At 57.3% G+C, this 22794-nt stretch carries 23 protein-coding genes and 1 pseudogene; 14 read left to right on the top strand and 10 right to left on the bottom strand.

What is annotated here, in order from left to right; translation table 11 throughout:
* The 3 genes from tnpB to HDF16_RS30665 form a co-directional block, all read left to right on the top strand.
* On the top strand, positions 1-222 hold a 222-nt coding region (gene tnpB / locus HDF16_RS13795; protein ID WP_184217411.1), incomplete at its 5' end, for an IS66 family insertion sequence element accessory protein TnpB.
* 68 nt (positions 223-290) lie between these two features.
* The gene (gene tnpC / locus HDF16_RS13790; protein ID WP_184217409.1) at positions 291-1844 is read left to right on the top strand and encodes an IS66 family transposase; all 1554 of its coding nucleotides are present in this window, start codon (positions 291-293) and stop codon (positions 1842-1844) included.
* Positions 1805-2113 carry a hypothetical protein gene (locus HDF16_RS30665; protein WP_246409063.1) on the top strand — a complete coding sequence of 103 codons (309 nt, stop codon included), beginning with the start codon at positions 1805-1807 and terminating at the stop codon, positions 2111-2113. Before tnpC ends, HDF16_RS30665 begins: the two co-directional genes overlap by 40 nt.
* A gap of 65 nt (positions 2114-2178) precedes the next feature.
* On the opposite strand, the gene HDF16_RS13780 is transcribed toward HDF16_RS30665, so the two are convergent.
* A complete protein-coding gene (locus tag HDF16_RS13780; protein ID WP_184217407.1) occupies positions 2179-2688 on the bottom strand; it encodes a DUF4142 domain-containing protein in 510 nt (169 codons plus the stop codon).
* A 206-nt stretch (positions 2689-2894) separates the two neighbouring features.
* Between HDF16_RS13780 and HDF16_RS13775 the strand changes: the two genes are divergently transcribed.
* From HDF16_RS13775 to HDF16_RS13755, 5 genes are all read left to right on the top strand, one after another.
* Positions 2895-3113, top strand: a complete 219-nt coding sequence (locus HDF16_RS13775; protein ID WP_184217406.1) for a hypothetical protein — start codon at positions 2895-2897, stop codon at positions 3111-3113.
* Between the two features lie 57 nt (positions 3114-3170).
* Positions 3171-3824, top strand: a complete 654-nt coding sequence (locus HDF16_RS13770; protein ID WP_184217404.1) for an SRPBCC family protein — start codon at positions 3171-3173, stop codon at positions 3822-3824.
* Positions 3825-3839: 15 nt separating this feature from the next.
* Positions 3840-5018, top strand: a complete 1179-nt coding sequence (locus HDF16_RS13765; protein WP_184217402.1) for a zinc-dependent alcohol dehydrogenase — start codon at positions 3840-3842, stop codon at positions 5016-5018.
* A gap of 105 nt (positions 5019-5123) precedes the next feature.
* Positions 5124-5630, top strand: a complete 507-nt coding sequence (locus HDF16_RS13760) for a nucleoside deaminase (protein ID WP_184217400.1) — start codon at positions 5124-5126, stop codon at positions 5628-5630.
* Positions 5631-5740: 110 nt separating this feature from the next.
* The gene (locus HDF16_RS13755; protein ID WP_246409062.1) at positions 5741-6067 is read left to right on the top strand and encodes a DUF2252 family protein; all 327 of its coding nucleotides are present in this window, start codon (positions 5741-5743) and stop codon (positions 6065-6067) included.
* Here HDF16_RS13755 and HDF16_RS13750 read toward each other — a convergent pair.
* Positions 6058-6456, bottom strand: coding sequence for a restriction endonuclease (locus HDF16_RS13750; protein WP_221312733.1), 399 nt, complete (start codon positions 6454-6456; stop codon positions 6058-6060). The genes HDF16_RS13755 and HDF16_RS13750 overlap by 10 nt on opposite strands.
* 339 nt (positions 6457-6795) lie before the next feature.
* Here HDF16_RS13750 and HDF16_RS13745 point away from each other — a divergent pair, with 339 nt between their 5' ends.
* The 3 genes from HDF16_RS13745 (at position 6796) to HDF16_RS13735 (ending at position 9779) form a co-directional block, all read left to right on the top strand.
* On the top strand, positions 6796-8061 hold the full coding sequence (locus HDF16_RS13745) for an IS110 family transposase (protein WP_184217398.1): 1266 nt from the start codon (positions 6796-6798) through the stop codon (positions 8059-8061).
* A gap of 175 nt (positions 8062-8236) precedes the next feature.
* The gene (locus tag HDF16_RS30210; protein ID WP_221312731.1) at positions 8237-8422 is read left to right on the top strand and encodes a hypothetical protein; all 186 of its coding nucleotides are present in this window, start codon (positions 8237-8239) and stop codon (positions 8420-8422) included.
* Between the two features lie 739 nt (positions 8423-9161).
* Positions 9162-9779: a DUF4386 domain-containing protein gene (locus tag HDF16_RS13735; protein ID WP_184217394.1), complete on the top strand. Its 618-nt coding sequence runs from the start codon at positions 9162-9164 to the stop codon at positions 9777-9779.
* A gap of 241 nt (positions 9780-10020) precedes the next feature.
* On the opposite strand, the gene HDF16_RS13725 is transcribed toward HDF16_RS13735, so the two are convergent.
* Both HDF16_RS13725 and HDF16_RS31850 read right to left on the bottom strand, forming a co-directional pair.
* Positions 10021-10365 carry a hypothetical protein gene (locus HDF16_RS13725; RefSeq protein WP_184217390.1) on the bottom strand — a complete coding sequence of 115 codons (345 nt, stop codon included), beginning with the start codon at positions 10363-10365 and terminating at the stop codon, positions 10021-10023.
* Positions 10366-10830: 465 nt separating this feature from the next.
* Positions 10831-11394, bottom strand: coding sequence for an isochorismatase family cysteine hydrolase (locus HDF16_RS31850; RefSeq protein WP_184217585.1), 564 nt, complete (start codon positions 11392-11394; stop codon positions 10831-10833).
* Between the two features lie 766 nt (positions 11395-12160).
* Here HDF16_RS31850 and HDF16_RS13715 point away from each other — a divergent pair.
* The 3 genes from HDF16_RS13715 to HDF16_RS13705 all read left to right on the top strand — a co-directional run bounded on the left by HDF16_RS13715 (position 12161) and on the right by HDF16_RS13705 (position 14078).
* A complete protein-coding gene (locus HDF16_RS13715) occupies positions 12161-12994 on the top strand; it encodes a class I SAM-dependent methyltransferase (protein WP_184217387.1) in 834 nt (277 codons plus the stop codon).
* A gap of 221 nt (positions 12995-13215) precedes the next feature.
* Positions 13216-13581, top strand: coding sequence for an acyl carrier protein (locus HDF16_RS13710; RefSeq protein ID WP_184217385.1), 366 nt, complete (start codon positions 13216-13218; stop codon positions 13579-13581).
* 116 nt (positions 13582-13697) lie between these two features.
* Positions 13698-14078: a hypothetical protein gene (locus HDF16_RS13705; RefSeq protein WP_221312728.1), complete on the top strand. Its 381-nt coding sequence runs from the start codon at positions 13698-13700 to the stop codon at positions 14076-14078.
* A 1127-nt stretch (positions 14079-15205) separates the two neighbouring features.
* Here HDF16_RS13705 and HDF16_RS13695 read toward each other — a convergent pair.
* From HDF16_RS13695 to HDF16_RS13665, 6 genes and pseudogenes are all read right to left on the bottom strand, one after another.
* Entirely contained in the window at positions 15206-15520 is a 315-nt protein-coding gene (locus HDF16_RS13695) for a hypothetical protein (RefSeq protein WP_221312727.1), read from the bottom strand.
* Between the two features lie 1324 nt (positions 15521-16844).
* On the bottom strand, positions 16845-17063 hold the full coding sequence (locus HDF16_RS13685) for a hypothetical protein (RefSeq protein WP_184217376.1): 219 nt from the start codon (positions 17061-17063) through the stop codon (positions 16845-16847).
* 257 nt (positions 17064-17320) lie between these two features.
* Entirely contained in the window at positions 17321-19801 is a 2481-nt protein-coding gene (locus HDF16_RS13680) for an ABC transporter permease (protein WP_184217374.1), read from the bottom strand.
* Positions 19802-20434: 633 nt separating this feature from the next.
* A complete protein-coding gene (locus HDF16_RS13675) occupies positions 20435-20821 on the bottom strand; it encodes a hypothetical protein (RefSeq protein ID WP_184217372.1) in 387 nt (128 codons plus the stop codon).
* A gap of 241 nt (positions 20822-21062) precedes the next feature.
* Positions 21063-21545: pseudogene (locus HDF16_RS13670) on the bottom strand (SOS response-associated peptidase); the annotation flags it as partial.
* Positions 21546-21660: 115 nt separating this feature from the next.
* Positions 21661-21876 carry a hypothetical protein gene (locus HDF16_RS13665; protein WP_184217370.1) on the bottom strand — a complete coding sequence of 72 codons (216 nt, stop codon included), beginning with the start codon at positions 21874-21876 and terminating at the stop codon, positions 21661-21663.
* Positions 21877-22794 lie beyond the last annotated feature (918 nt).

Here is a 22794-nt window from a genome sequence, read left to right as displayed (position 1 = left end):
GTCTTCGTCTTTCGCGGCCGGCGTGGAGACATTTTGAAGGTGCTCTGGTTCGATGGCGACGGTCTATGTCTGCTGGCCAAGCGCCTTGAGCGGGGGCGCTTCGTATGGCCGCAGGCAAGCAGCGGCACCGTATCTCTGAGCCGTGCTCAGTTGTCGATGCTGCTCGAAGGGATCGATTGGAGAGCGCCTGTCAGGACAGCGGAACAGGTGATGAGTGTTTGAGGTTTTATCCAGTTTTCATGCGGGTTTTCTTCTGCTAATCGCCTCTACCCTTGTGGCATACTGCGTTCATGTTCTCCGCCTCGCTTCCCGATCTCAACGCGCTCGATCTTGAAGCAGTGAAGGCGTTGCTGATCGACCGGCATGAGAGTTATACCGCGACTCTCAACTCGCGCACGAGCGAGATCGAGCGCCTCGTGCTGCTGGTCGAGAAGCTGCAGCGGATGCTCTTCGGCGCGAAGAGCGAGAAGGTGCTCCGTCAGATCGACCAGCTTGAGTTGCAGTTGGAAGAGTTGCAGGCGGCCAGCGCCATCGAAGAGTCGAAGGCCGTCGCTCCAGCTGAACGGCCCGCACCGGCCAAGCCCTTTCGGCGCCCTCTGCCCGAACATCTTCCGCGCGAAGTCCATACCCATATGCCCGGTCATGAGGCGTGTCCCGACTGCGGCGGCAGACTTCGTGAACTCGGCGAAGACGTCGCCGAGATGTTGGAGTACGTTCGCGCCAGCTTAAAGGTTCTTCGTCATGTGCGTCCCAAGCTGAGCTGCGACGCCTGCGACCGGATCGTGCAGGCACCGGCACCGTCCCGGCCTATCGATCGCGGACTCGCAGGGCCGGGTCTGCTCGCGCATGTGCTGGTGTCCAAGTATGCCGACCACTGCCCCGTGTACCGACAGTCGGAGATCTATGCCCGCGAAGGCGTAGATCTCGACCGCTCGACGTTGGCTGGATGGGTCGGCGCAACCAGCGAGCTGCTTGCGCCGCTGGTCGAAGCGGTGCGCGTTCACGTCATGGCGGCAAGCAAGCTGCACGCCGACGACACGCCCGTGCCGGTGCTCGCCCCAGGTAACGGAAGGACCAAGGCTGGAAGGCTCTGGACCTACGTCCGCGATGACCGGCCCTCAGGCGATCAGACTGCACCCGCCGTGTGGTTCGCCTATTCGCCCGACCGCAAGGGCGAGAACCCGCGCCAGCACCTGAAGCTCTACAAGGGTGCCCTGCAGGCCGACGCTTACGCAGGCTTCCAACAGCTCTACGAGTCCGGAACCATCGTCGAAGTCGCGTGTTGGGCCCATACACGGCGCGAGTTCCACGAGATCCACATCGCGCACGCTTCGCCCATTACATCGGAAGCGATCGAGCGCATCGCCGCGCTCTACGCCATCGAAGCCGAGATACGAGGCAGCACGCCGGAGATCAGGAAGGCCATCCGTCAGGCCCGCGCGAGACCTCTGCTCGACGGCATGAAGACCTGGCTCGAAGCGACACTCGCGAAGCTCTCACGCAAGTCCGATACAGCGGCTGCGATCCGCTACGCCCTCTCACGATGGCCCGCGCTCACCCGCTTCACCGACGACGGACAACTGGAGATCGACAACAACGCCGCCGAACGCGCGTTGCGGGTCGTCGCGCTCGGACGGAAGAACTATCTCTTCGCGGGATCGAACGCGGGCGGAGAACGCGCCGCAGCCATCTACTCGCTCCTCGGGTCGGCCAAGCTCAACGGCCTCGACCCCGAACTCTATCTCCACCACGTCCTCGATCGCATCGCCGACCATCCCATCAGCAGGATCAACGACCTCCTGCCATGGAACGTCGCGCTCCCAAGCCAGACCTCACCCGCTTAGTTATGTACCCACATAACGCTATGTGGATACATAACTCTGACACCCCTCATAAGGACGGCCAACGCCAAACGCTTACGAAAGAAGAGCTGGCCGCAGCCAAGAAGATTACGGCTGCTGCGGCCCCCATCATGAAGCTCAGTGCGAAGGAGCCTGAGACTCCAAAGGAACCGAAGTCCGGTAAAGAGAAGTACTCCGCCAAGAAGAGCAAGGAAGACGAAGCGAAAGCGGCACCCGATCTCGCTGGTGAACCTGAACCATCGGCGGTATAGGCCCCAGATCGCAGAAAAGGCCCCGCTTTTGGCGGGGCCTTCGTTTGTCGCTGCGTAGTTCCCGTTTAGAGCTTCTTCTTGAGGTCGTATGCCATATTCTTGTGTGCTGCAACCGCAGTCTTGCCTTTGATCACGGCGGCCTTAAACTTCACGTCCTTGGTATCCTTCGCTTCTGTCGTGAACGCGCTCAGCGCCTTCGCGTGGTCGGACACCATGTCGCTGATGTACTCCTTGTCGAAATCGGCTCCCGAAAGTCCATTTAGTTTGTCGATCGCTTTCTGGTGATCAGCATCTGGACCCGTCGGGGGCGTCAGTCCCCATGATTCTGCAAAGGGCTTCATGCTCGCCGTCATCTTGGTGTGCTCAGAGATCATCTTCTCCGCGAACCGCTTTACTGCAGGATTGGTGGCTTTCTGATCGGCGAGCTGACTCAGGGCAATCTCATTCTGATCAGATTGCGCTGCCATCGCTAAAAACTTCTTATCGTCATCGGTTGCTGCATGGGCGAAAGCAGGCGAGAGCGCTAGCGTGAGACCGAGAAGGGCGGAGGAGGCCGGGACAGATTTCATGTTCATAAGGGTTCCTGCCGGATAGGGCGTGTTTCTGTCAACTTTGTTCCCCTTATTCGAGTAGCAATCTCCGGCTTTCGTTGCTCCACGCTGCACTCATTCGTCCGGCGAACAATCGGTTCACGGCGCGCGGCGGGCGGGACGCAAGGGGACACCTCTGCGAAGGTTCGCTGCATCGAACTGCGAGGAATTCGCAGATTGGAGGATTTGAAATGGCCAATGTATTCGTGGAAGCGCGCCCCAAAGGGCGTCCTGAAGGCGCGGCTATCGAGGGCTATGTGGTTGAAGATCACGCCAACGACGTCCTTGGAACTTTCAATACCCAAGAGGAAGCTGTCGCTTGGGCGAAAGGGAAGGGACATTCTCCCGTCGTGGCACGCGTGCGTCACCTGAACGACAAGAAGAAGCCCGATCACTGGCGGTCTGCATAAGTCGTTCAATGCCGACTTGGCAAGCCTTAACTAGACAATCCGAGGAGCAGAAACATCATGTCCAGCTCACCATTGACTGAAAAGCCGTACGTAGAAGACCTCCCACGGTCCACGGGCGCATCCGTGGTCGTTAGCGGTCGTTACCTTCCTCCCCCTGAAGACAAAGACGGGAAGCTTTGGGTGCGCACATCCGCTCTCGTCTTGAAAGATGCTCAGGTTCTTTATGCGATGTGGCGCGATGTTGAAGCTGCCCCGCAGTGGCAAGAACACCTGGTTGAAGTTGTTGAGACAGGTCCGGGAACTTCGCGCTGGTCAATGAGAACCTCAAATGACGATGACAGCAAAGTCATCACCTGGGAATCGGAAGTGCTCGCGGACGAGCCGGGAGTGCGTATTGCCTGGCGATCAATCGGCGGGGATGTCGACCAAGCTGGCGAAGTGATCTTTGACGCGGCACCCAACGGCGTAGGCACAGTCGTAACCGTCCTCCAGGAGTTCCGGATGGGCAAGCTGGCAAGCGCTTGGGAAACTCTTGTAGGACGCAATCCTAAGCAGGCTGTAATCGAGAATCTCCGCCACTTCAAGGCGCTGGCCGAAACGGGAGAGATCCCTCGGTCCCAGCTCGATCCACACGGCGATCGCGGCGTCATTGGCAATTTCAAGCGGTCGAGCTACGGTGAGACCGTCCCAACCCCAACGGGCGGCAACTAGCCGCAGGAGAGAACCATGAAAGCAGTTTGTTGGATGGGAAAGAGCAGCATGGAAACGCGCACGGTTCCGGATCCTGAACTCATCAATCCGCACGACGCCATCATCAAGGTCACCCGGACGGCGATTTGCGGTTCAGATCTCCACCTTTACGACGGCTTCATCCCCACGATGGAGTCCGGCGACATCATGGGACACGAATTCATGGGCCTAGTGGAAGAGGTTGGCCCCGAAGTCACAAACCTCAAGCGCGGAGATCGCGTGGTCGTGCCGTTCACAATCGCTTGCGGAAACTGTATCTTCTGCAAAAAGAAATACTGGGCTGCCTGTGACAATACGAATCCCAATGCTCACTTGATGGAGAAGGCTTATGGCTATTCGGGCGCAGGCCTCTTCGGGTACTCGCATATGATGGGCGGCTATTCCGGTGGCCAGGCGCAGTACGTGCGGGTTCCGTTCGCGAATGTTGGACCTCTGAAAATTGAGAACGATCTACCCGACGAAAAAGTCCTCTTCCTCTCTGACATCTTCCCGACCGGGTATATGGCGGCCGAAAATGCCCAGATTCAGCCCGGTGACACCGTAGCCGTCTGGGGATGCGGACCCGTTGGTCAATTCGCCATTGCCAGTGCATTCATGCTCGGGGCTGCCCGCGTCATCGCAATCGATCGTTTCCAAGAGCGTTTAGATTTGGCTCGCTCGCTCGGCGCGATCACGGTCGACTACTCGGAAGAGGATGTCAGCGTACTTACCGCGCTGAAGGATCTCACCAGCGGAGTTGGCCCCGATAGCTGTATCGATGCGGTTGGGCTTGAGGCGCATTCAAACGAACTGCAAGGTATCTACGATGTGGTTAAGACGGCTCTCTTCATGGAGACTGACCGCCCTAGCGTGCTTCGGCAAGCGATTCAGGCGGTAAGGAAGGGCGGCACGCTGTCGATTCCGGGTGTTTACGGTGGATTGTTGGACAAGGTACCGTTCGGAGCCGCCTTTGGCAAAGGCATCACGATGAAGATGGGCCAGACCAACATGCACAACTATATGAAACCGCTGTTGGAGCGCGTAGAGAAGGGTCAAATCGATCCGAGTTACATCATTTCGCACCGGATCACGCTGGATCAGGCGCCGGAGATGTACAAAATCTGGCGGGACAAGAAAGAGAACGTCACCAAGATCGTGATCGATCCTTGGGCGTAGCAGAAACGCTCGCATTGGAGACGAACCCAATGCGAGCGCTACCTCCAAAGCCGGAGCAAGCCACAAGATGAGACACGTATGAAGTAATCAGTGGGCGGAAGATCATTGAAAGACGCTAGTGACCTAACATTCATGGCTGCGGCTTTAGAACAGGCGAGGGCAGGAGAGGCTACGCCTGGAGGAGCCCAAGTCGGCGCTGTCTTGGTCGAGAACGGACACATTGTTTGCTCCAGCTTCCACGAGGGCGATCTCCAATCTGATCCTACGGCCCACGCCGAGATGGTGGGAATTAGGCGGCTCTGTAAGGAACGGAGATCGACGAGTCTGAAGGGCGTTACGGTCTATTGCACTTTGCAACCTTGCGGCATGTGTACTATGGCGTGTCTTTGGGCAGGAGTGAGCCGTATCGTCTATGGAGCCTCCCGAAACGATGTGAACTCTGTCTACTTTGAGTCTCGACACTTCGACACTGCTGACTTTATCAATCAAGCGTTCCGCGATGACCTGGAAGTGAAGGGTGGCGTATTGTCGGACGAGTGCGCAACTTTCTACCTGAAACCAGAAGAGACTGCGCCGATCGATCCCGCGCATGATTTCACGTCCATTCTTTAATTTGAGCACCGCAAAATGCACGACCTAAAACAAGGAATGAGAGAGGATTGTCCATCAACGTAAGGCCTGACAAACGCAAGCCGATCATCAAACAGAGACAGCATCAGAAAATGGCTGAGTCTGCGCACGCTTACGTCCGGGGCAACACCGCCCGTTTCTACGACTGGCTAGCGAGCAAATCGGTGCAAGCAGCTCTCCCACAGGGGCCGTCTGTTTGGATATGCGGGGATTGTCACACTGGGAACCTCGGACCGGTTTCTGACCTCGAAGGAAACATAGACATTCAGATTCGCGACCTGGACCAAACCGTGATCGGGAATCCGGCTCACGACCTGCTTCGGCTGGGCCTTTCTCTCGCAATGGCTGCGCGAAGCTCAGATTTGCGGGGTGTGACGACCTCTCTCATGCTCGAGGAGATGATCGGAGGCTACTGCTGATCCTGCATCGCGTCCTCGGCATGCTCGCTCCAGAGGTTCGTAGTGCTGACAATTAAACGGTGACTGAATGCCTTCTTGCCAGACGCCGTAAAAAAGCTGTCTAAATCTGCTTTTTGCAGCCTGTAGTCTTCCGCATAGAGTTTGCATTGGATGGCATGGTACTGCCCGGTTCCGTTTGTCTTGGCAACAAGGTCGATACCCGTGTCCCTCTTGTCGATGCCCTGTAGCGCTGCCCATTGAGCGTAGGTCCAAACATCGCTGTAAAGGTCGCGGTACGTGGCCTCATTGCGGAGATAGCAGAGAATAAGCTCCTCAAAATAAGTGCCCTTTTCTCTCTCACTTGCGGCGGCTTTCCGATAGCTGTCAAGCAGTGTCTTGAGTGTCGTCATGATGTGTATCCAGAATAGGCGTATTCGTGGCTGCTGTCCTAAAGGGAGGACTTCCTCCCTGTCTGCGACCCATCCGGTTCTCCGCCACCCACCTCAGCAGGGAGGTCCGCCCTCCCCGCAACGCCTATACGCTGTTCAAGACTTCTCGTAAGCGGGAAGTCCCACGTAGCTGGCGTCAAGAGTGCCTCCGCAACGCAGTGATCGGATCACCAATCGGGGACTTGCGCCTTGACGGTTGAGCAGTGATGCAAACGTCCAGTGGGGAGTAGCACCAACGCAGCAGGGGTGAGTGCCGGTACAGGCGTGACGCAGGCATCGCAAAGCAATTCAGGAGGAATCGTGGAGCAATCATTTCAATACTTTGTCGGGATCGACTGGGGCACGCAGACTCACCGGGTTGCCGCACTGGATGGTACTGGGCGACCCGTAGAGCAATACAACGCAGACCACAGCGGCGAGGGCCTCGTCACCCTGGTCAACAAACTTAAACAACGAACGGCGTGTGAGCCAGCTTTGGTCGCAATCGGCATTGAGGTCGCCTGGGGCGCCCTCGTGGAAACCCTGGTCGAAGCTGGCTTTGCCGTGTTCTCGATTAATCCCAAGCAGGTAGACCGCTTCCGCGACCGCTTTACCGTTGCCGGAGCAAAGGACGATGCTCGGGATGCCCTGGTACTGGCCAGCTCGCTGTATACAGACAGGCAGAGTTATAGGAGGGTGGAGATCGACTCCCCCGAGTTGATTCGACTGCGAGAGCTATCCCGGTTCCAGGACCAGCTGAAGGTTGAACTCAGGCGCGTTACCAACCGCTTATGGCAGCAACTTCACCGGTACTATCCACAGATGCTTGCAATCAGTCCGGCTGCTGATGATCGGCTCATGTGGGATCTGCTGGAGGCGGCACCTACGCCTGCCGCAGGGGCGAAGATCACTTCCCTTCGCATTCTGCGCATCCTCAGGGCGAACCGGATACGGAAGGTTTCAGTGGACGAGGTACACGCGGCTTTAAGGACTGCGCCACTGGTACTAGCTCCAGGCGCAGCCGAGGCGGCCTGTGAGCATGTTCAACTGCCGCTTCCCCAGGTGAGGCTACTGGAGGAGCAACTTCGGGAAGTGGGCAATCGCATCAAGTGCCTCCTAACCGTCATGACTGAGGCGAACGCAGGGACGAATCAGCCACCGTGCGATGCCGGCCTGCTCCTATCTATTCCTGGTATCGGCCCTGCTGTCGCCGCAGCTATTCTGACGGAGGCCTCCAAGCCGATCCGGGACCGGGATTACGAGGCATTGCGCTGTTATGCCGGCACGGCTCCGGTTACTAGGCAAAGCGGCAAGAGAAAAACCGTCGGCATGCGTCAGGCTTGCAGTCCGCGCTTGCGAAACGCAGTGTTCTATTGGGCGACAAGTAGCCTCTGCTGTGACATCAGGAGCCGAAAACACTACGACGCACTGAGGGGAGCAGGCCACCAGCATGCACGGGCATTGCGCGGTTTAGCCGACAGACTGCTTGGAGTCCTCATCGCTTTGCTGAAAACGCAGAAGCACTTCGATAAAGCGAGACGAGACGGCACATTCGCTAAGAACCCTCTGGTAGTCGCTCCAGCATGATGGCGACTGTATCGCCGACTTGATCATCAAGCCAGAAACACTTCTGATGGGAAAGCGTTCATCGGGATCTAGGCTCGGCTCAGTTTCCGAAAACGCCGTTTCAAGGGAATCGGCAAAACCATTAGATCAGGATCGCGCTTCGACCGGCTACTCGCGAGTGATGGTAAGGACGGTGATGTCATCTGCCTGGGGTGCTCCGATGCCGAAGGCGCAGGCGGCCTCTGCGATGGCGGAAGCGGATTGGGTGCTGATGGATTCGGTCAATGCGGAGATCATGCAGGAAACGACGAAGGGCGCGAATGGCACGGGCTTGGGACTGTGGGTACTCGAACACGGAAGCAATGAGCACTCGAATCGATGAAAGGAGATGTGAACCGCGAGACAGCCGCTGTCGGGACCAGTTGCGTCGGAGCGACGCGGCAGAGAGACATTAATTCCCCAGAAACGGCGTTTGCGGAAATCAGCGTCGTGACTACAGGAGGATGGCTGCAACGAATAACAGGATGCCAGCCGCAGCCTGCGAAACCAGGACTAACCAATACCCGAAGGGCTGGCGTATGCGATCCAACTCACCGAATTTTCCGAATGCTCGCCCTGTTATCGTTCCATGTGCCACGAAGTAGAGTAGCAACATCCCGAAGCATGTGCAGATAATGCGCGGCCACATACCTGCTGTTTCCATGCAAGCCATCCTCTCAGGGCGATCAGGCAGGACGCAAGTAATGGCCGGTCGTAGAAGGTAGGAAGCATCCTGAACAATTTGTTGCCTTGATCCCGCAAACGGGATTTGCGGAAGTTTCGGCTCCGCCAAACCGTCCGGACCGACGAGGTTTCCGCAAACACCGACTTCGCGGCAGGTTCGAGACCGACTGGCCAGATCCGCGCAAGATCGTCATCCGTAGCCGAGCTTCAGAGTCGCCATTTGAGACAGTTCAAAGTAAATCAGCGTATCGCTCTGAATGGTCCAGTCGAGATGCCATCGCACCACAATTGAATAAAGATAGGAATTTTTTTGGGGAAGCGAGGCAACCAACTAGATTAGAGGGGAACCAGGAGATAGCAGCAGGCGTATGCCTCTGTGACAAAAGCGAGGTGCGAGGATGACATCGAATCGTGATCTCCAGTCACGACGTTTATGGGCACGGGTCTCAGGATTGGCTTACCTGCTGGTCCTGGGGGTCGATCTTACCGGCTTGCAGTTATCCCATCAGTTGCTTGGGAAGTGGTTAATGCTGGCTGGTTCGGTATTTGTTGTGCCGCTGGCGCTAGGCCTTTACTTCACACTGAAGATGTTTAAGCCTGTCACGTCGGCCATTGCGCTGGCATGCCGACTTGTGGAAGTTCTTATCGGGCTTATTGTAGCGGTGGTCCGTTTCGATACAGTCCGATCAGCGTTCGCCGGTGCGCACTTCGGCAGCTTCATTCTTGAGTTCGTGGACTGGAATACTGCGACCAGCTTTGATGCCCTGATCTTCACGATTGGTTCAACGCTCTTTTTCTTTGTCTTTGTCCGATCGGTATCCATTCCAAGGGTTCTAGGCTGGTTGGGTCTAGTTGCATCGATCCTCGCTTTCGCCGCGTGCGCTACACATCTCGTTCGGCCCAATTTTCCAGCTTTGAGCGCGGTTCTGTGGATCCCGATGCTGCTTGCAGAACTCTCGACCGGCGGCTGGCTTTTGATTCGTTCTGTACCGAACGCAGCGATAAGAACGCTCTAGATCGGAGGTACGCGCTTTACAGGCAAAATAGCACTCGTGTGTCGATACGCGCCAACGCACCGAGCGAGCGAAGGGCTGCCAATCAGAGGAAGCTGCGCCTGATCGTGGCCAGTAAACTGATCCCGGACCGGTCTCGGGGACTGGTCTCCGGGTGTCTGAAGCTGCGCCGCTCCAGCGACGACGGTCGCCCGCCATGGTGGAGCAACGCGCCCCTTCGTTTCGTTCGTCATCGCCCATAAAGTCAGCTTTTGATCCGCTCGTCCTCGGGGATTCTATAAGGATCTTCGGAGATCGCCCCTCCAGTCAGTTCTAAGTGTTTCATCGCCGCACGGAAGCCGAGATGCCCCCAGTCCTCTGCAGTGGCAGCATCTGGCCGCCAGGTCATCTGGTTCACTTCATGCCAGGGATAAAACACTTTGCCTGACAGGTCCCAAATGCCACCCAGTACCCGTGCCTCATGCAAGCATAGCTGGACCACCTTATGAGGTTCAGAGGTCATTGGGCGCCTAAGTATTACCGAAAGTGGTTGCTCCCCGTTTTTGACAACAAATTCCATTTGAATGACTAGCAGCTCAGAGGCGCTCATATAGTTCTCACTCACTTTCCTTCCGTTGCTATCGGCAAAGCGCTAAGCCGCTTTCAATAGTTTTATCGTTATCTCTTTGGAACACCAGAAACGCAGGCGAAAAGCAATGCTGCCTCAGACTGGGGCACTGAGGAGTATTCTGATCTGCTTTCGCTTTCATGGATTTGTTCTAGCCCTTCAAAATGGGGCGGTCTCAACCGGTCGATGCAACACCATCTGATTTAGATCATTTCTTGAGAGGTGGTGTGTATGAGACAAGGGAGACGTCATGGTCTTTCTGCGGAGCAGAAGTCCGAGATTTGGCGACGTTGGATTTTGAAACTCCAGCTAGTAAACTCCATGCCAGTGTTGCATCGACCGGTTGAGACCGCCCCGTTTCCTGGAAGCTCAGTGATCGGAGAACAACCTCCGCCAGTGATCTCCACTGAGGGCACAGGCCGATGAGTCCGTTCATGGCCACAAGTCCTAGCCTTCCTCGTTCTTTTTCAAAGGGACATCGATGAAGCTGTCGGATAACAAAACCAAGCCTCGCGTGGGGAAGAATCGCTGGAGGAGTTGATTGTGAAGCTCAAGGTCAAGGTCAGCGCAGCAGTCGCCTATGATGGCAAGGCGATAATCGGCGTCGGCGGCCTCGACGAGGGTAGACAGAACCACACCGCTGGTGGCAATGCCATAAAGGATCAGGGTATCGATATCGTTGGCGCGGAGGATCATGGAAAGATCGGTTCCCGCGAACGCACTGACTCGATGCTTGGTGATGACGATCTCGTCACCCCTCGGCGCAATGATGTCGGGGATGGACCCGAGTGGTGCCCGGAAGAGTTGTTGATGCTGTTCCGAAGTCTTGACGGCACCAAACAGCGCATTGCGAGCACTGACTTCGGGCAGCCCTGGGCGAAAGCCTACCTGAACATGGATGATCGTCATCCCAACGGCACGAGCATGACTGAGGACCTTTGCGGCTCGACCAAGGAAAGCGTCCTTGGCATCGCGGGTGTAGATGGAGAGGATGCCGACCTGGCAATCCATGCTCAACAAGGCTGTGCGAGAGGGATCAATCGTCAACGGGTCTGCCACAGCCAAGCTCCTTTGGCACTGAGTCCTGCCGCTCCGGAATTCTAGCTCAGGTTGAACAGAACGAGAGAACCTCCCGTAAAGTCGACGTTTGCGGCAAGGTAGTCCGCCGGGCGGTCCGACGGAGTCGAAACTTCCGCAAACCCCGTTTCCAGGGAACCAGCTATGCTGTGGATACGTTTGAGAGACCTCGCCGATGCCGACAATCAACGATGATCTGAGGAAGAGACAACGCAACACGCTGCCTTCTGACGTCATTGCCAATGACCGCCATGTCAATGACGTGTTCTGGAACGGCACACGAGACAAATCTCGCATACAGCGGGCAGGCGCGATGGTGGTGGGCGGAACTCTTCTTCTCGGTGGAATCGGAGCCGCAGTGATCGCTTACCAGCGAGGCGCATGGATCGGCATATTCACGACCGCTGCAATCGCAATAGGTGGCGGGAGGGTTTTGTACAGAACGCTTGTGCCATCGAATCAACCGAGAAGAATTCGCTAACTCAGCCCAGAAACATTGTTCCTTGAAAGTCGGTGTTTGCGGCAACATCGGGTCTCCCGGGCGGCCGAAACGGTTCGAGGTTTCCCAAAATCCCGTTTTGAGGGAGCTTGTGGGATCCTCTTGGGCCAAGCGATGATTCCGCACAGGCGATTCATCGAACAACGTCTAGCACTGCTAAAAATGAGCGACATAGTAATGACGCGGCGGTATACTTCGCCGATGAGTGACTCATCGCGTGAGAATTACGTCTTTGGGCAATCCATTTTTGAGCAGGAGCGGTTGCTCTTTCAGGGCCGATTTCTCCGTCCGTACACAGAACACTACTTTCGAGCAGCAGGGCTCTCGGTCGGCATGCGCGTGCTCGATGTGGGGTGTGGCGTCGGAGACGTGGCCTTTTTGGCTGCTGACATCGTCGGTCCGGGTGGTCGTGTGACCTGCATCGATCGCGATTCCATGTCGATTAAGCGAGCACAAGAGCGGGCCTCCCAGCAGGGATGCTCTTCCTGGGTGGAGTTTCAGACGTCTACGCTGGATGAGTTTGCTTCGGAAGAAAAGTACGACGCGTTGATCGGCAGATACATTCTGCTTTACCTGCCGGATCCTGCCGCCACTCTGCGGCATTTAATAAGGTTTCTGAATCGGGGAGCCATCGTTGCGTTTCATGATGTGGACATCCCGATCGAGCAGCCCAGTTACCCTCCGTGTCCCCTTTTCGACCAGTTATATTCTTTGGTCACGCAAGCATTCCTGAAATCCGGAGCGAAGCCGGACTTTGGACGACGGCTTGGCGGCACCTTCCTTCAAGCCGGATTGCCGTTTCCTACAATAGAGTCCAACGGCATCGTCGGCGGCGGCCGTGCTTCGTATGTATATGGCTGGTTAGCAAACTCGATGATCAGCATTGCGCCGCTTCTGCATCGACTCGGATTAACCCCTCCAGAGGGGATAGCACTTGATGCGAATCTGGCGGGGCTTTTGGAAAAAGAAGCAGTGGAGACGGGAAGCCAGTTACTGGCAACTGTGCAATATGGAGCGTGGGCGCGGGTAGACTGACCTCCAAGACTGCTAGGTGTGCGGCGTTCTCTGCCATTGTCGGTTGCTCTCCGCGTAGCTGTTTTGATTTGCGTCCGATGCGCACAAACGGCGCTGCGATGGGTCGGGTTGCGGGAACCGTGTCGGCGACAGACATCGAGCGGGAGCGGTTTCCGAAAACGCCGTTTTAAGTGCATCACATCTGGGCGCGGCCACAGGTTTGTTCGCGCTAACCTCAATCTATGGGACTCGATGCCGTAGAGATCGTTCTTCGCACGGAAGAGCTATTCGTAATCACAGTAGAGGACGGCGAGGCTGCGACCGTTCGAACCGTCGGGAACTTCTACGATCTGGTCTGCGGCAAACTGAACCTGGTCCCACTACAGGCACCCGTCAGCTCTGCACAACTGCCTGAGATAACGATGAAGGAGAAGACGTTCCTATTCATGTACAAGCACACGCCGCTTCCGGCACCGGCGGAGGTCCTCCCCTGGTCCCCCCAGAGCGTCTGGGATTGCCTCGTTGCGGTTATTGTCGATCAGCAGAGTCTGAAACCGGAGAAGGTTCGATACGATGCTCGTTTCGTTGAAGACCTTGGGGTCGCCTGAGACGCTGGACCGGCCCGAGGTTTCCGATAACCCCGTTTCGGGGGAACGATTAGCTTCAGCTGACGATACCGTGCGATAAACTTTCGTCAATGAAGAAAGCGACCGCTGTTTTCGGTATGTCCACACTCATCTTGGCCGTTGCTGATGTGATTCATGGGCAACACAACGGCGACGCGCACAGGTTCTACATTCACATAGCGGAGTTCGTCTCATTTATCGGTTTGCTTTGCCTTCTGGAGATCCAAGCATTCAGGCTGATGACGGATAGGGTCGGTCTAGGCCGCTGGCTGGCAGGAGTATGCACTTCATTTGCTTCCTTCCTCGCGGGACTCATCCTTTTCGCTCTAGCTGGCGGGAGCGCCCACGGCGACGGCGGCCCGCTCGCAGTGGGTTTCGGATTGGTAGGGTGCATCGGGATGATCGGCATCCCTATCAGCATCATCGGTTTCCTCGTCGCAGTGGCTATGCGCAGATTGAAACGCTCGGCTGTCGCGTGATTGTGCAACGCCGACTTGGCGCGGACCAGCCTGCCGCAAAGTCGGTGTTTGCGGAAACTTCGCCGGTCCGGAGGATTTGGCAGAGCCGAAACTTCCGCAAACCCCGTTTCTCGGGACTTAGGGCGTGACAGCAGCCTACAACCAGTCGCCCGATATCGACATGCCAGCCACGAAGATAGCGCCGAACGTGATCACTTCAGCCAATACCATCAAGCTGGCCGCAAACCACCGAAATCCTTTCATCTGCCAAGTCCAAATGATGCAAGAAGCGAGCGATCCGCAAATCACAGCGTCTAACCAGAACGTCGCGACCCGACTGGCAGGGTGGTGATTCCTCGGATCGTTCACCCAAAGTAAGCCGACTACGATAGCTGCCGCAAAGAATGAGAAGTGAGTCAGCACAAGCGCGTAGTGCCGCTTCCAGAGATGCTTTCGGAACGGTCGCTGATAGAGTCCTGCCCAAACTGAGCTGATCGCGGCTCCGACGAATAGGGCCGATATCGGGGGGAGCAGAAGAAACTCAAATGCCCATTCCGAATAAAGAAGCGCAGCATCAAGGTGGAATCGTTCCATAGACTTCACACCTTACTACGGCTTGTAGTGTCCGCTGAAGACTTCCGGAAAGTCGTTGTTTGCGGAAAATTTGGCGGTTCGGACGATTTGGCGGATCCGAAACTTCCGCAAACACCGTTTCGCGGGAGGTCACACTCGGGAGCAGGTTGCAGTAGATTCAACCAGGCCTAATGACGTACCTGCTTGTCGCGAGTACGCTTGGTTTTATGGTTTCGCCTGAAAAGCCAAAATACACAGTTTGCCTCGCTGGGACAGGGGCATTCTTGCTCGGTGGATCCATGTTCTTCGGGACCTTGCTCCTTGGACATGCTCGCCCTATGTGGATGGAATTCGAATATGCTCCTCATTACGCGCTTTATGGCTTAGCGGTCGGTGGCGCTTTAGGTTTAGCGGTTGATTGGTGGAGAGCTTCGAGGTCCAATCGGAGCAACCAGATGTAGGCTGCTCCACGAAAGTTGACGACTTCGGCAACGTCGTCATCCCATCAAGGCAGTTCAATTTCAAATACCGGGAAGTTCACGTCGATGCAGGTTGAAATCCTCGTAGCTCCACCATTACTTTGCGCGGATGCCAGCTTCCTCGGCAAGAATTCTGTCCACTGACCTCTGAAGCTCCGCGATCCGCCTCGTCATTTTCATCTTGCCAAATAGCCGCCAAGCAGGAGGAGCGTTCGGCTCAATGAAACAAAGATAGCCGTCGGCATGTTCCTGGTAATGACCACATCCGACCCAGAGGTACGGGGTTTCGCTCTTGATCTTCATGGCCCAGCCCCAGTCTTCTGCAATCGGCTCCGTCACCTCAAATCCCTCGTTGATCAGGCCTGCTCTTAGGAAATCCGCAAGCCTTCTTCCCCAAAGATCAGGATTCACGAGCTTGCCTTCCCCTGCCACTGCACCAAATCGGTCGGATCTAAATTCAACGTGAGTCAGCATTTTCGTGCTCTTGCCCGAGACTACGTGTTGGCTAAATTGTAGACACTGGATGTTTCTAGCGGAGCTCGATTTTAGCTAAGCGTTCCGCCGAAGCCATCATCGAACTGGCCCAAGAGGCGTCTTCGTGGCAAGCTCGGACAAGCAGGACGGCCGATCAGATGTATGAAGTGGGCTCGCTAGGTCGAAGTTGGTCATAACCCCATTTCCCGGGATGGGAACGCTGTATGCTCTGCGTTAGCGCATTCAGCTAGTCCGAAGCGTGCATACGATGAATCTTCCCGATTGGTGGACGGCTCCAGAAGAAATCTTGAACTTGGATGGGCATTGTGGCCCCCTCGCTGCGTGGTGTGCACTTCATCATTTTGGGAAGAGTCCCGAACCGGCCGAGATCATCTCTGCTTGCCGACACACGAAACGCTATGGAGCGTTCGCCGTACACATAGCAGCTGGCCTCAAACAACTGGGCCTTCAAGTTTCATTCCACTCAGATCCTGACGCGGACGTTGGCGGTTTCGAGATGCGTGGCTACCATCGCCTGAAACGCTTAGGTGTCCCCGTGCAATGCGCGATTCATCTGCCCGAAGTACTGGCGCAAAGGAAACGGGGACGTATCCCTATCGTTCTGTACGATACCCCGTCCGACACCGGTCACTTCTCCATCATCGTTGGAGCCACTCGTGGAAAGCTAAGGCTTGCAGAGGGGAAATCGATACCCAGAGAAGAGTTCATGACCGCCTGGACTGCGCCGTGCATTCTGAAGCAGTGTGTGGTTGCTTGGAAATGAGAGCACGCGGAGTTCCCGCAACGTCGGCTTTTCCAGCAAGGACGGGCCTCGGGCCACCGGACGGGTGGAAGTTTCCGACAATGCCGTTTTCCGGGATTGGCGTTGATGTGTATCCTTTCCCCATGGCGTGGAAGTGGCTCCAAAGCCGTCGGTCGTCAGCACAGTGGGAGAGAATGCGCCGTGGAGGTCATGTCCAATATCTCACTCTGTGGATCGTCATTTCCATCGCTTGCTATGCTGCTGTGCGAGCCGCGCATGTTGCTTGTTTCCACTTTGGCTGGTTGTCTTCGCCCGGGTCCACAACGATGGAAGACGGCTTCGTCGATGCCGTGCTGCCGGGGCTGATTTCAGCACAGATGCATTGGACGGACATGAAGAAGAAGTTCTCAGCTCCTTCCCATCGAGCTGGTTTGACGTCCTAATTCCCACGAAGTCGACGTTATGGGACACTTCATCGCTTGCGGCTGCAGAGAGGAGCTATACCCTCGCGAATCCTTCCGTCCACGAATCCTGGTCCAGGATCCGTGCGTAGATGTGGAACCCATCGGGATACTCTCTAAAACCGGGCTGATCCTGTAAGCGCATGATCGCCCCTTTTGCCGTCTCCTCGGTTCGGTAAACGCCGATGAGCAGCTCCGTGTCCTCACCCTCTTCGCTCGCTTGCTCAAACCAAAGCAACCAGACCTTCTCGTCCATCTCGCGAGCTATCGCGGTAGGACTGTCGTGAGACGTCCGCAAAGTCGGTGTTTGGGGCAAGTCCGCCCAATGTGGTCGATAGGCAACGCGGGTGGCACAACGGCTCGAAGTTGCCGCAAACCTCGTTTTTCGTGAGGATGCCCCCACATGGCTTTCAGAAGGCAGCCATGTTAATGGCGATGGCTATCAGCCATAACGGGAGCACTGCGGTACTCACATCTGTGCAGCCACTGATATCCACGATTGGCGAACGTTCTCTACTCCGAGCGTAGGGCTTCGATGGGTTCGATCGAGGCGGCGCGACGGGCGGGGATGGCCGAGGCGGCGATGGCTATAAGGAAGATGGCGATTGCGGCGAGGGCAATGACTGTGGGGTCGAGGGGGTCAACTTCGAAGAGCAGGGTGCGGACGAGGCGGGTAGCGAAGATGGCGAGGACCGCGCCGATGGTGCAGCCGATTAGGCCGAGCCTTGCTCCGGAGAGGAGGATGATCTTCATGATGCCCTGGCGCTGAGCCCCGAGGGCGAGGCGGATAGCCATCTCCTGGGTGCGGAGGGCGGCGGAGAAGGCGATGACGCTGTAGATGCCTAGGACGGCGAGCAGGGCGGCGGCGATGGCGAAGAAGGAGATGACGGAGACGTTGAAGCGTTGCGGGGACTGGCCCTCTTCAACGACCTGCTGCATGGATTCGACCTGGATGAGCGGGAGCTGGGGGTCGAGGGAGTGGACGATGGAGCGGAGAGCGTTCTCCATCTGCTCGGGAGGAATGCTGCCGCGCATCATGATGGAGCCTGTGTCGGCATTCAACATGGCGGCAGGGGCGAGCATGCCGTAGGAGGCCTTGGCCTGGGCGGCGGGCTGAAAGATCTGGGGCTCGACGGGCGCGGTGGCGTTGGTTTGTTTGACGTCGCCGATCTCGCCGATGACGGTGAGCCAGGGCAGCGGGGTGTCGCGGAGCCCGAAGTGGAGGCGCTTGCCAATGGGGTCCTGGTTGGGCCAGAAGCGCTGGGCGAGGGTGCGGTTGACGATGGCGACGAGGGGCGCGTCGGGGCGGTCGGCTTCGGTGAAGTCGCGGCCACGGAGGATGGGGATTCCGGCGGCGGCGAAGTAGTCACCGAAGGCCTGGGCGGTCCAGCCGAGGATGAGGCCGCCGTCTTTGGCGGGTGGAGTGCCTTCGGGAAGGAAGGAATTGCCGGCTGGGCCGCCGCTGATGGGGAGCTGGGAGGTGACGCCGACGTGCTCGATTCCGGGCAGTTGCTGGAGGCGGAGGAGGAGCTGGTCGTTGAAGGCATCGATCTGGGCCTGGGTGCGGTAGTGCTCGTCGGGCAAGCTATAGGAGGCGGTGAGGCTGTGGGAGGGTCTGAAGCCGAGGTCGACGGAGCGGAGTTTTTCGAAGCTGCGCAGGAAGAGGCCGGAAGCAGTGAGCAGGACGAGAGCAACGGCAAGCTCGGCGATGACCAGACCGGAGCGAAGGCGGGACTGTGAACCGCCGCTGGTGCCGGTGCGTCCGCCTTCCTTGAGGGCATCATTCACGGTGGTTCGTGAGGCGGCAAGTGCTGGAACGACTCCGCAGAGGAGACCGGTGAGGATGGCAAGGACGAAGGCGAAGGTGGAGACTTGCCAGTCAAGGGTGATGGAGGCGATGCGGGGCAGGTTCTCGGGAAGGAAGCGAACGCCGGCGCGAAGTGTGACGGAGGCGGCGGCGAGGCCGAGAGCGGCGCCGCCTGCGCTGAGGGTGAGGGTTTCGAGCAGCGTCTGACGAAGGACGGAGGCGGCTGTGGCGCCGAGGGCGATGCGGACGGCGATCTCGCGGCGGCGGCGGATGACGCGGACTAGGAGCAAACCGGCGAGGTTGGTGCAGGCGATGAAGAGGACGAAGGCGACGGCGAGGAAGAGGGTGCGGACGAGCGGGCGGGCCTGGGCGACGGTGGCTTCGTCGAGCGGCTGGACGACGGAGCTGATGTGGAGGGTGGACATGGCCGCGGGAAAGCCGCGCATGACCTGTTGCGCGACCTGCTGGGCATCGAACTGGGCCTGGGAGGCAGAGACGCCGGGCTTGAGGCGGCCGAACAAGCTGTAATTCCAGCTAATGGCAGGTGGGAGTTGCTCCGCGTCGGTGAGGCTGAGAGGAACCCAGAGCTCGCTGCGCATGATCTGGCCGGGGAGCAATGGGAACTCGAAGGTAGCGGGCATGACCCCGATGACCTGGTATTCGCGGCGGTCGAGCTGGATTTTCCTACCGAGGATGTTGGTGTCGCCGTGGAAGCGGGTGCGCCAGGTCTGATAGCTGAGGATGGCTACCTGCTGCCGCTGTACGTCTTCTTCGAGGGTGTATACCCGACCGAAGAGAGGTGAGACCCCAAGCGTGGGGAAGCCGCTCGCGCTGAGGCGGGTGACGCTGATCTGAGCGGGTTCCCCGACGCCTGTGAGTGCGTCCGCTTCCCTGCGGTAAGCGGCGACTGAAGTGAAGCTGTGAGTGTCGTGGGTGTAGGGCGCGATCTCTGGCGCGGAGATGCCCGCGACGCCATCGCCGGCACCGGAGAGGCGATCGTCGAGGGTGACAAGCCGGGAGGGGTCGGCGAAGGGAAGCGGGCGCAAGAGAACCCCTTCGACGATGGAGAAGATGGTCGTGGTGGCACCGATGCCGAAGGCGAGCGTAAGCACGGCGGCGAGGGTGAAGCCGGGTGCTTTACGGAGCTGGCGGATGGTGTGGCGCTGTTCACGGAAGAGGATTTCCAAAGGTGCCTCCGGCGGAAGAGAGTGACCGGGACATTGCAGGTTTGTGGCCAATTCGCAACACTGGAACTGCTGGTTTCTTGGAAGGGGGATAGTAGTGACTGTCCAAAAATGGAATCTGTGTCCGGCAATGAACGGGGCGGGGGAGCTGCTCGCTTGAGAACGCGGCCTATGGACGACGGAGTATTCGTGAGGTTTTGGAATGTAGGCCGGTGAGTGGGTTCGCAATGAAGTTGGTCGTCTGAACAGGTTCCTTTCGGGCAGTCCCTACTTACTTGGTGGGCGCAGAACGAAAAAGATGGGTTTCAGGAAAGTCGAGGTTTGCGGAAACTTCGCCGGTCCGGACGATTCGGCGGAGCCGAAACTTCCGCAAACGCCGTTTTCATTGAACAGTCACCCTTGTCGGCAGTTAGCGCCTAGCGAAAAACTCCCCTAGGCATGTCCAGGACAAGCCGCGCACAGCAGCGCAAGCCGAAAGACTGTCGGCGCTCCAAGCTTCGGTCCGCGCCGGCAGGCTAGACGATCCCCGCCGTCCCTAGATGCGCTGTGGCTTTGATGGGTGGGTGCGACGTAGGAGTAAGTTCACGCATTATCCAGCATTCCCGAACCGTTGTTCCGCACATCGCCGACAGCATCTCAGTGGATGAGGACATCCGGCACGTCGAGCCCGGGAACGCAGTCGTCTCCTTCGTTCACCGGTTCACGAAAGACCACGGCGGGATGTGGGGTCGATATCCATTCGCGATCCAGTTCGTCCTCGTCCATTTCTGTCACGCCGAGACGGAGCGTCCAGAAACCATTCCCGCGAATCATTGCCGGTTCGAGCGGCTCAAAGAACAGTCGAACGCTCGTAGGGAGGGCAGCAAGCGCCTCCTCGCGGTCAAAAGAGCGGAATGGTGCCGGACGTTTCCAAGCTTTATTTGCGGACTGCAACCAGTAGTGCTTCGGCTTGAAGACATCGCCATCAAACTCGCTTCCTAGAAATACTAAGCAAGTGATGCTCCGCTTATGCTCCTCGATCATTTGCTCAATTCCTTCCTCTAAGCCTCGTTGCAATTGTCGCAAATCCAGACTCGCATCGTTTCTTGTTCTTGTTCGGTCATATCTGCCTCCCGATCTTAGGGCCGCGAAACCGTATTGACCAGCGGCTCGCCAATCAACATCTCCGGCCCGTTGTTTCGAACATTGCCGACAGCCTGATTAGCCGGTTCCATCCCATCTCGTCTGATTCGAACGGTCGTAGAAGATCAATCGGCGGTTGTTCGGTGACATCGCGTGATAGCCAGCGGTCGTAGTCGCGGCTATGGAGGATCACCGGCATTCGAGTGTGTATCGAGGACATGAGTTCGTTCGCCTCGGTGGTTACGATGGAGAAGGATTGAAGCCATCCCCCATCGGGGTCTTTCTAGGAGTTCCAAAGCCCCGCAAATGCGAACAGTGATGAGTCTGCGACTGTGAAGATGTACGGCTTCCGAGTCTTCGCGTCGATCTTGTGCCACTCATAGAAGCCGGAGACAGGGACAAGACAGCGGCGCTTCTTGAACGGCTCGCGCCACATCGGGCTGCGAAGGATCGTTCCGGCCCTCGCGTTGATGGTGGATATCCCCTTCACGTCGGATAGTTGCTTTGTAAAGAACGGGATCAAGCCCCATCGCATCATCACCAATTCGCGACCCGCTTCGTCTTTGTTCTCTCGGATGACGGGCTGAAAGGTCGAAGGGGCGATGTTGTAATCGTCCGGCGACATGGCAAGGGTGCTGATGTTCGCGTGTGGAACGCTTCGGCGATGCGCTGTTTGTCGGATTTCCGAAGATAACGTCCACACATAGCTTGGTGATCCCGCCCAACTCTCTAAGAGAGCTTTAGACCTTCTCCCCGATCCGCGTGTGCACCCGGCGAAACACCCGATTGTAAATCTCGTGCGCCATCTCGACGGACTCATCTATCGCCGCGCTCGTCGGCATCACCCGGATGTTGACTTGCTTCTCACGGGCAAGCCGAATCCCCGCGATGAGGCAAGCGCCGAGATAGACCATATTGCGGTTGAGGCGGGGCAAGTTCGCATCGGGATCAAACATTCGGACCTCTGGCGGGCGGGGATTCCAGCGGCATCTAGGAGCAACATATGCGTCTCGACCACGTCCGGGGTGTGTGCCGGCTCCCGGCTCATGCCTGGACAATAGGCGAATACAAGGCGAATATCATCCACAGTTTTATGTGCTAATTGTACTTCTTACGTGTACCTACTATTTGACCTGTATACCGTTTAGATTCAATCATTTGACCGCGGAGCCACGAAGCAGTACTGTCGGCCACGACGCCCAATTCACATAGCAGGAGGTCACATGCTCACCAACAGATCCACCACCGATAAGCAAGCCTTCACCGTCGCGGAGGTCATCATCGTAAATCGGCCCACCGCTAATCGAAAACGGCGCTACCGAGTTATAAGGATTCCAGGGTCGGTGTACGAGTGCGTTATCCGAGGGTTGACCGTGAAGTGATTTAGATCCTGACTCAATGCCGAAAAGGTATGCGCCTGTCCGGCATTTCCGGCCCGTTGTTCCGCACGGTGCTAATCGGTTTCGGGATTCTCTTTGAGAGGATTCGGCGGGCTTGATGACGTAGACATTCGAGGCGGTTTCGACTTCAACGACATCTATATTCGGGTCGATTTCTTATAGCAAGATTCGGCGAACCTCGTCGACGATGTTCTTGTTTTCCATCCCCCTTTGAAGATGCGTGCAAAATCGACCGCGTTGCGTCTGCCTTGCCTTCGGTTCTAGGTGGTGAAGGGTCGGTTGGGGCGGGGCCGAGCATCGTGACGCCAGGGGCTGCCACGGATGACACCGCTTACGATGAGAGCAACTTCCGAACTTCAGATACGAACCGTTCAGGGCCATCGAATGGGTGGACGACTGTATCCGCATCGCTGATCTCGGAGCCGGTATGTCGGTGTGGTGCCAGTACCAGACACCTCACCTTCGGACGAACTG

Origin of the sequence: Granulicella aggregans (assembly GCF_014203275.1) — a bacterium.
GTDB lineage: Bacteria > Acidobacteriota > Terriglobia > Terriglobales > Acidobacteriaceae > Edaphobacter.
The sequence above is the reverse complement of the archived record's forward strand: the minus strand, read 5'-3'. Positions and strand labels throughout refer to the sequence as shown.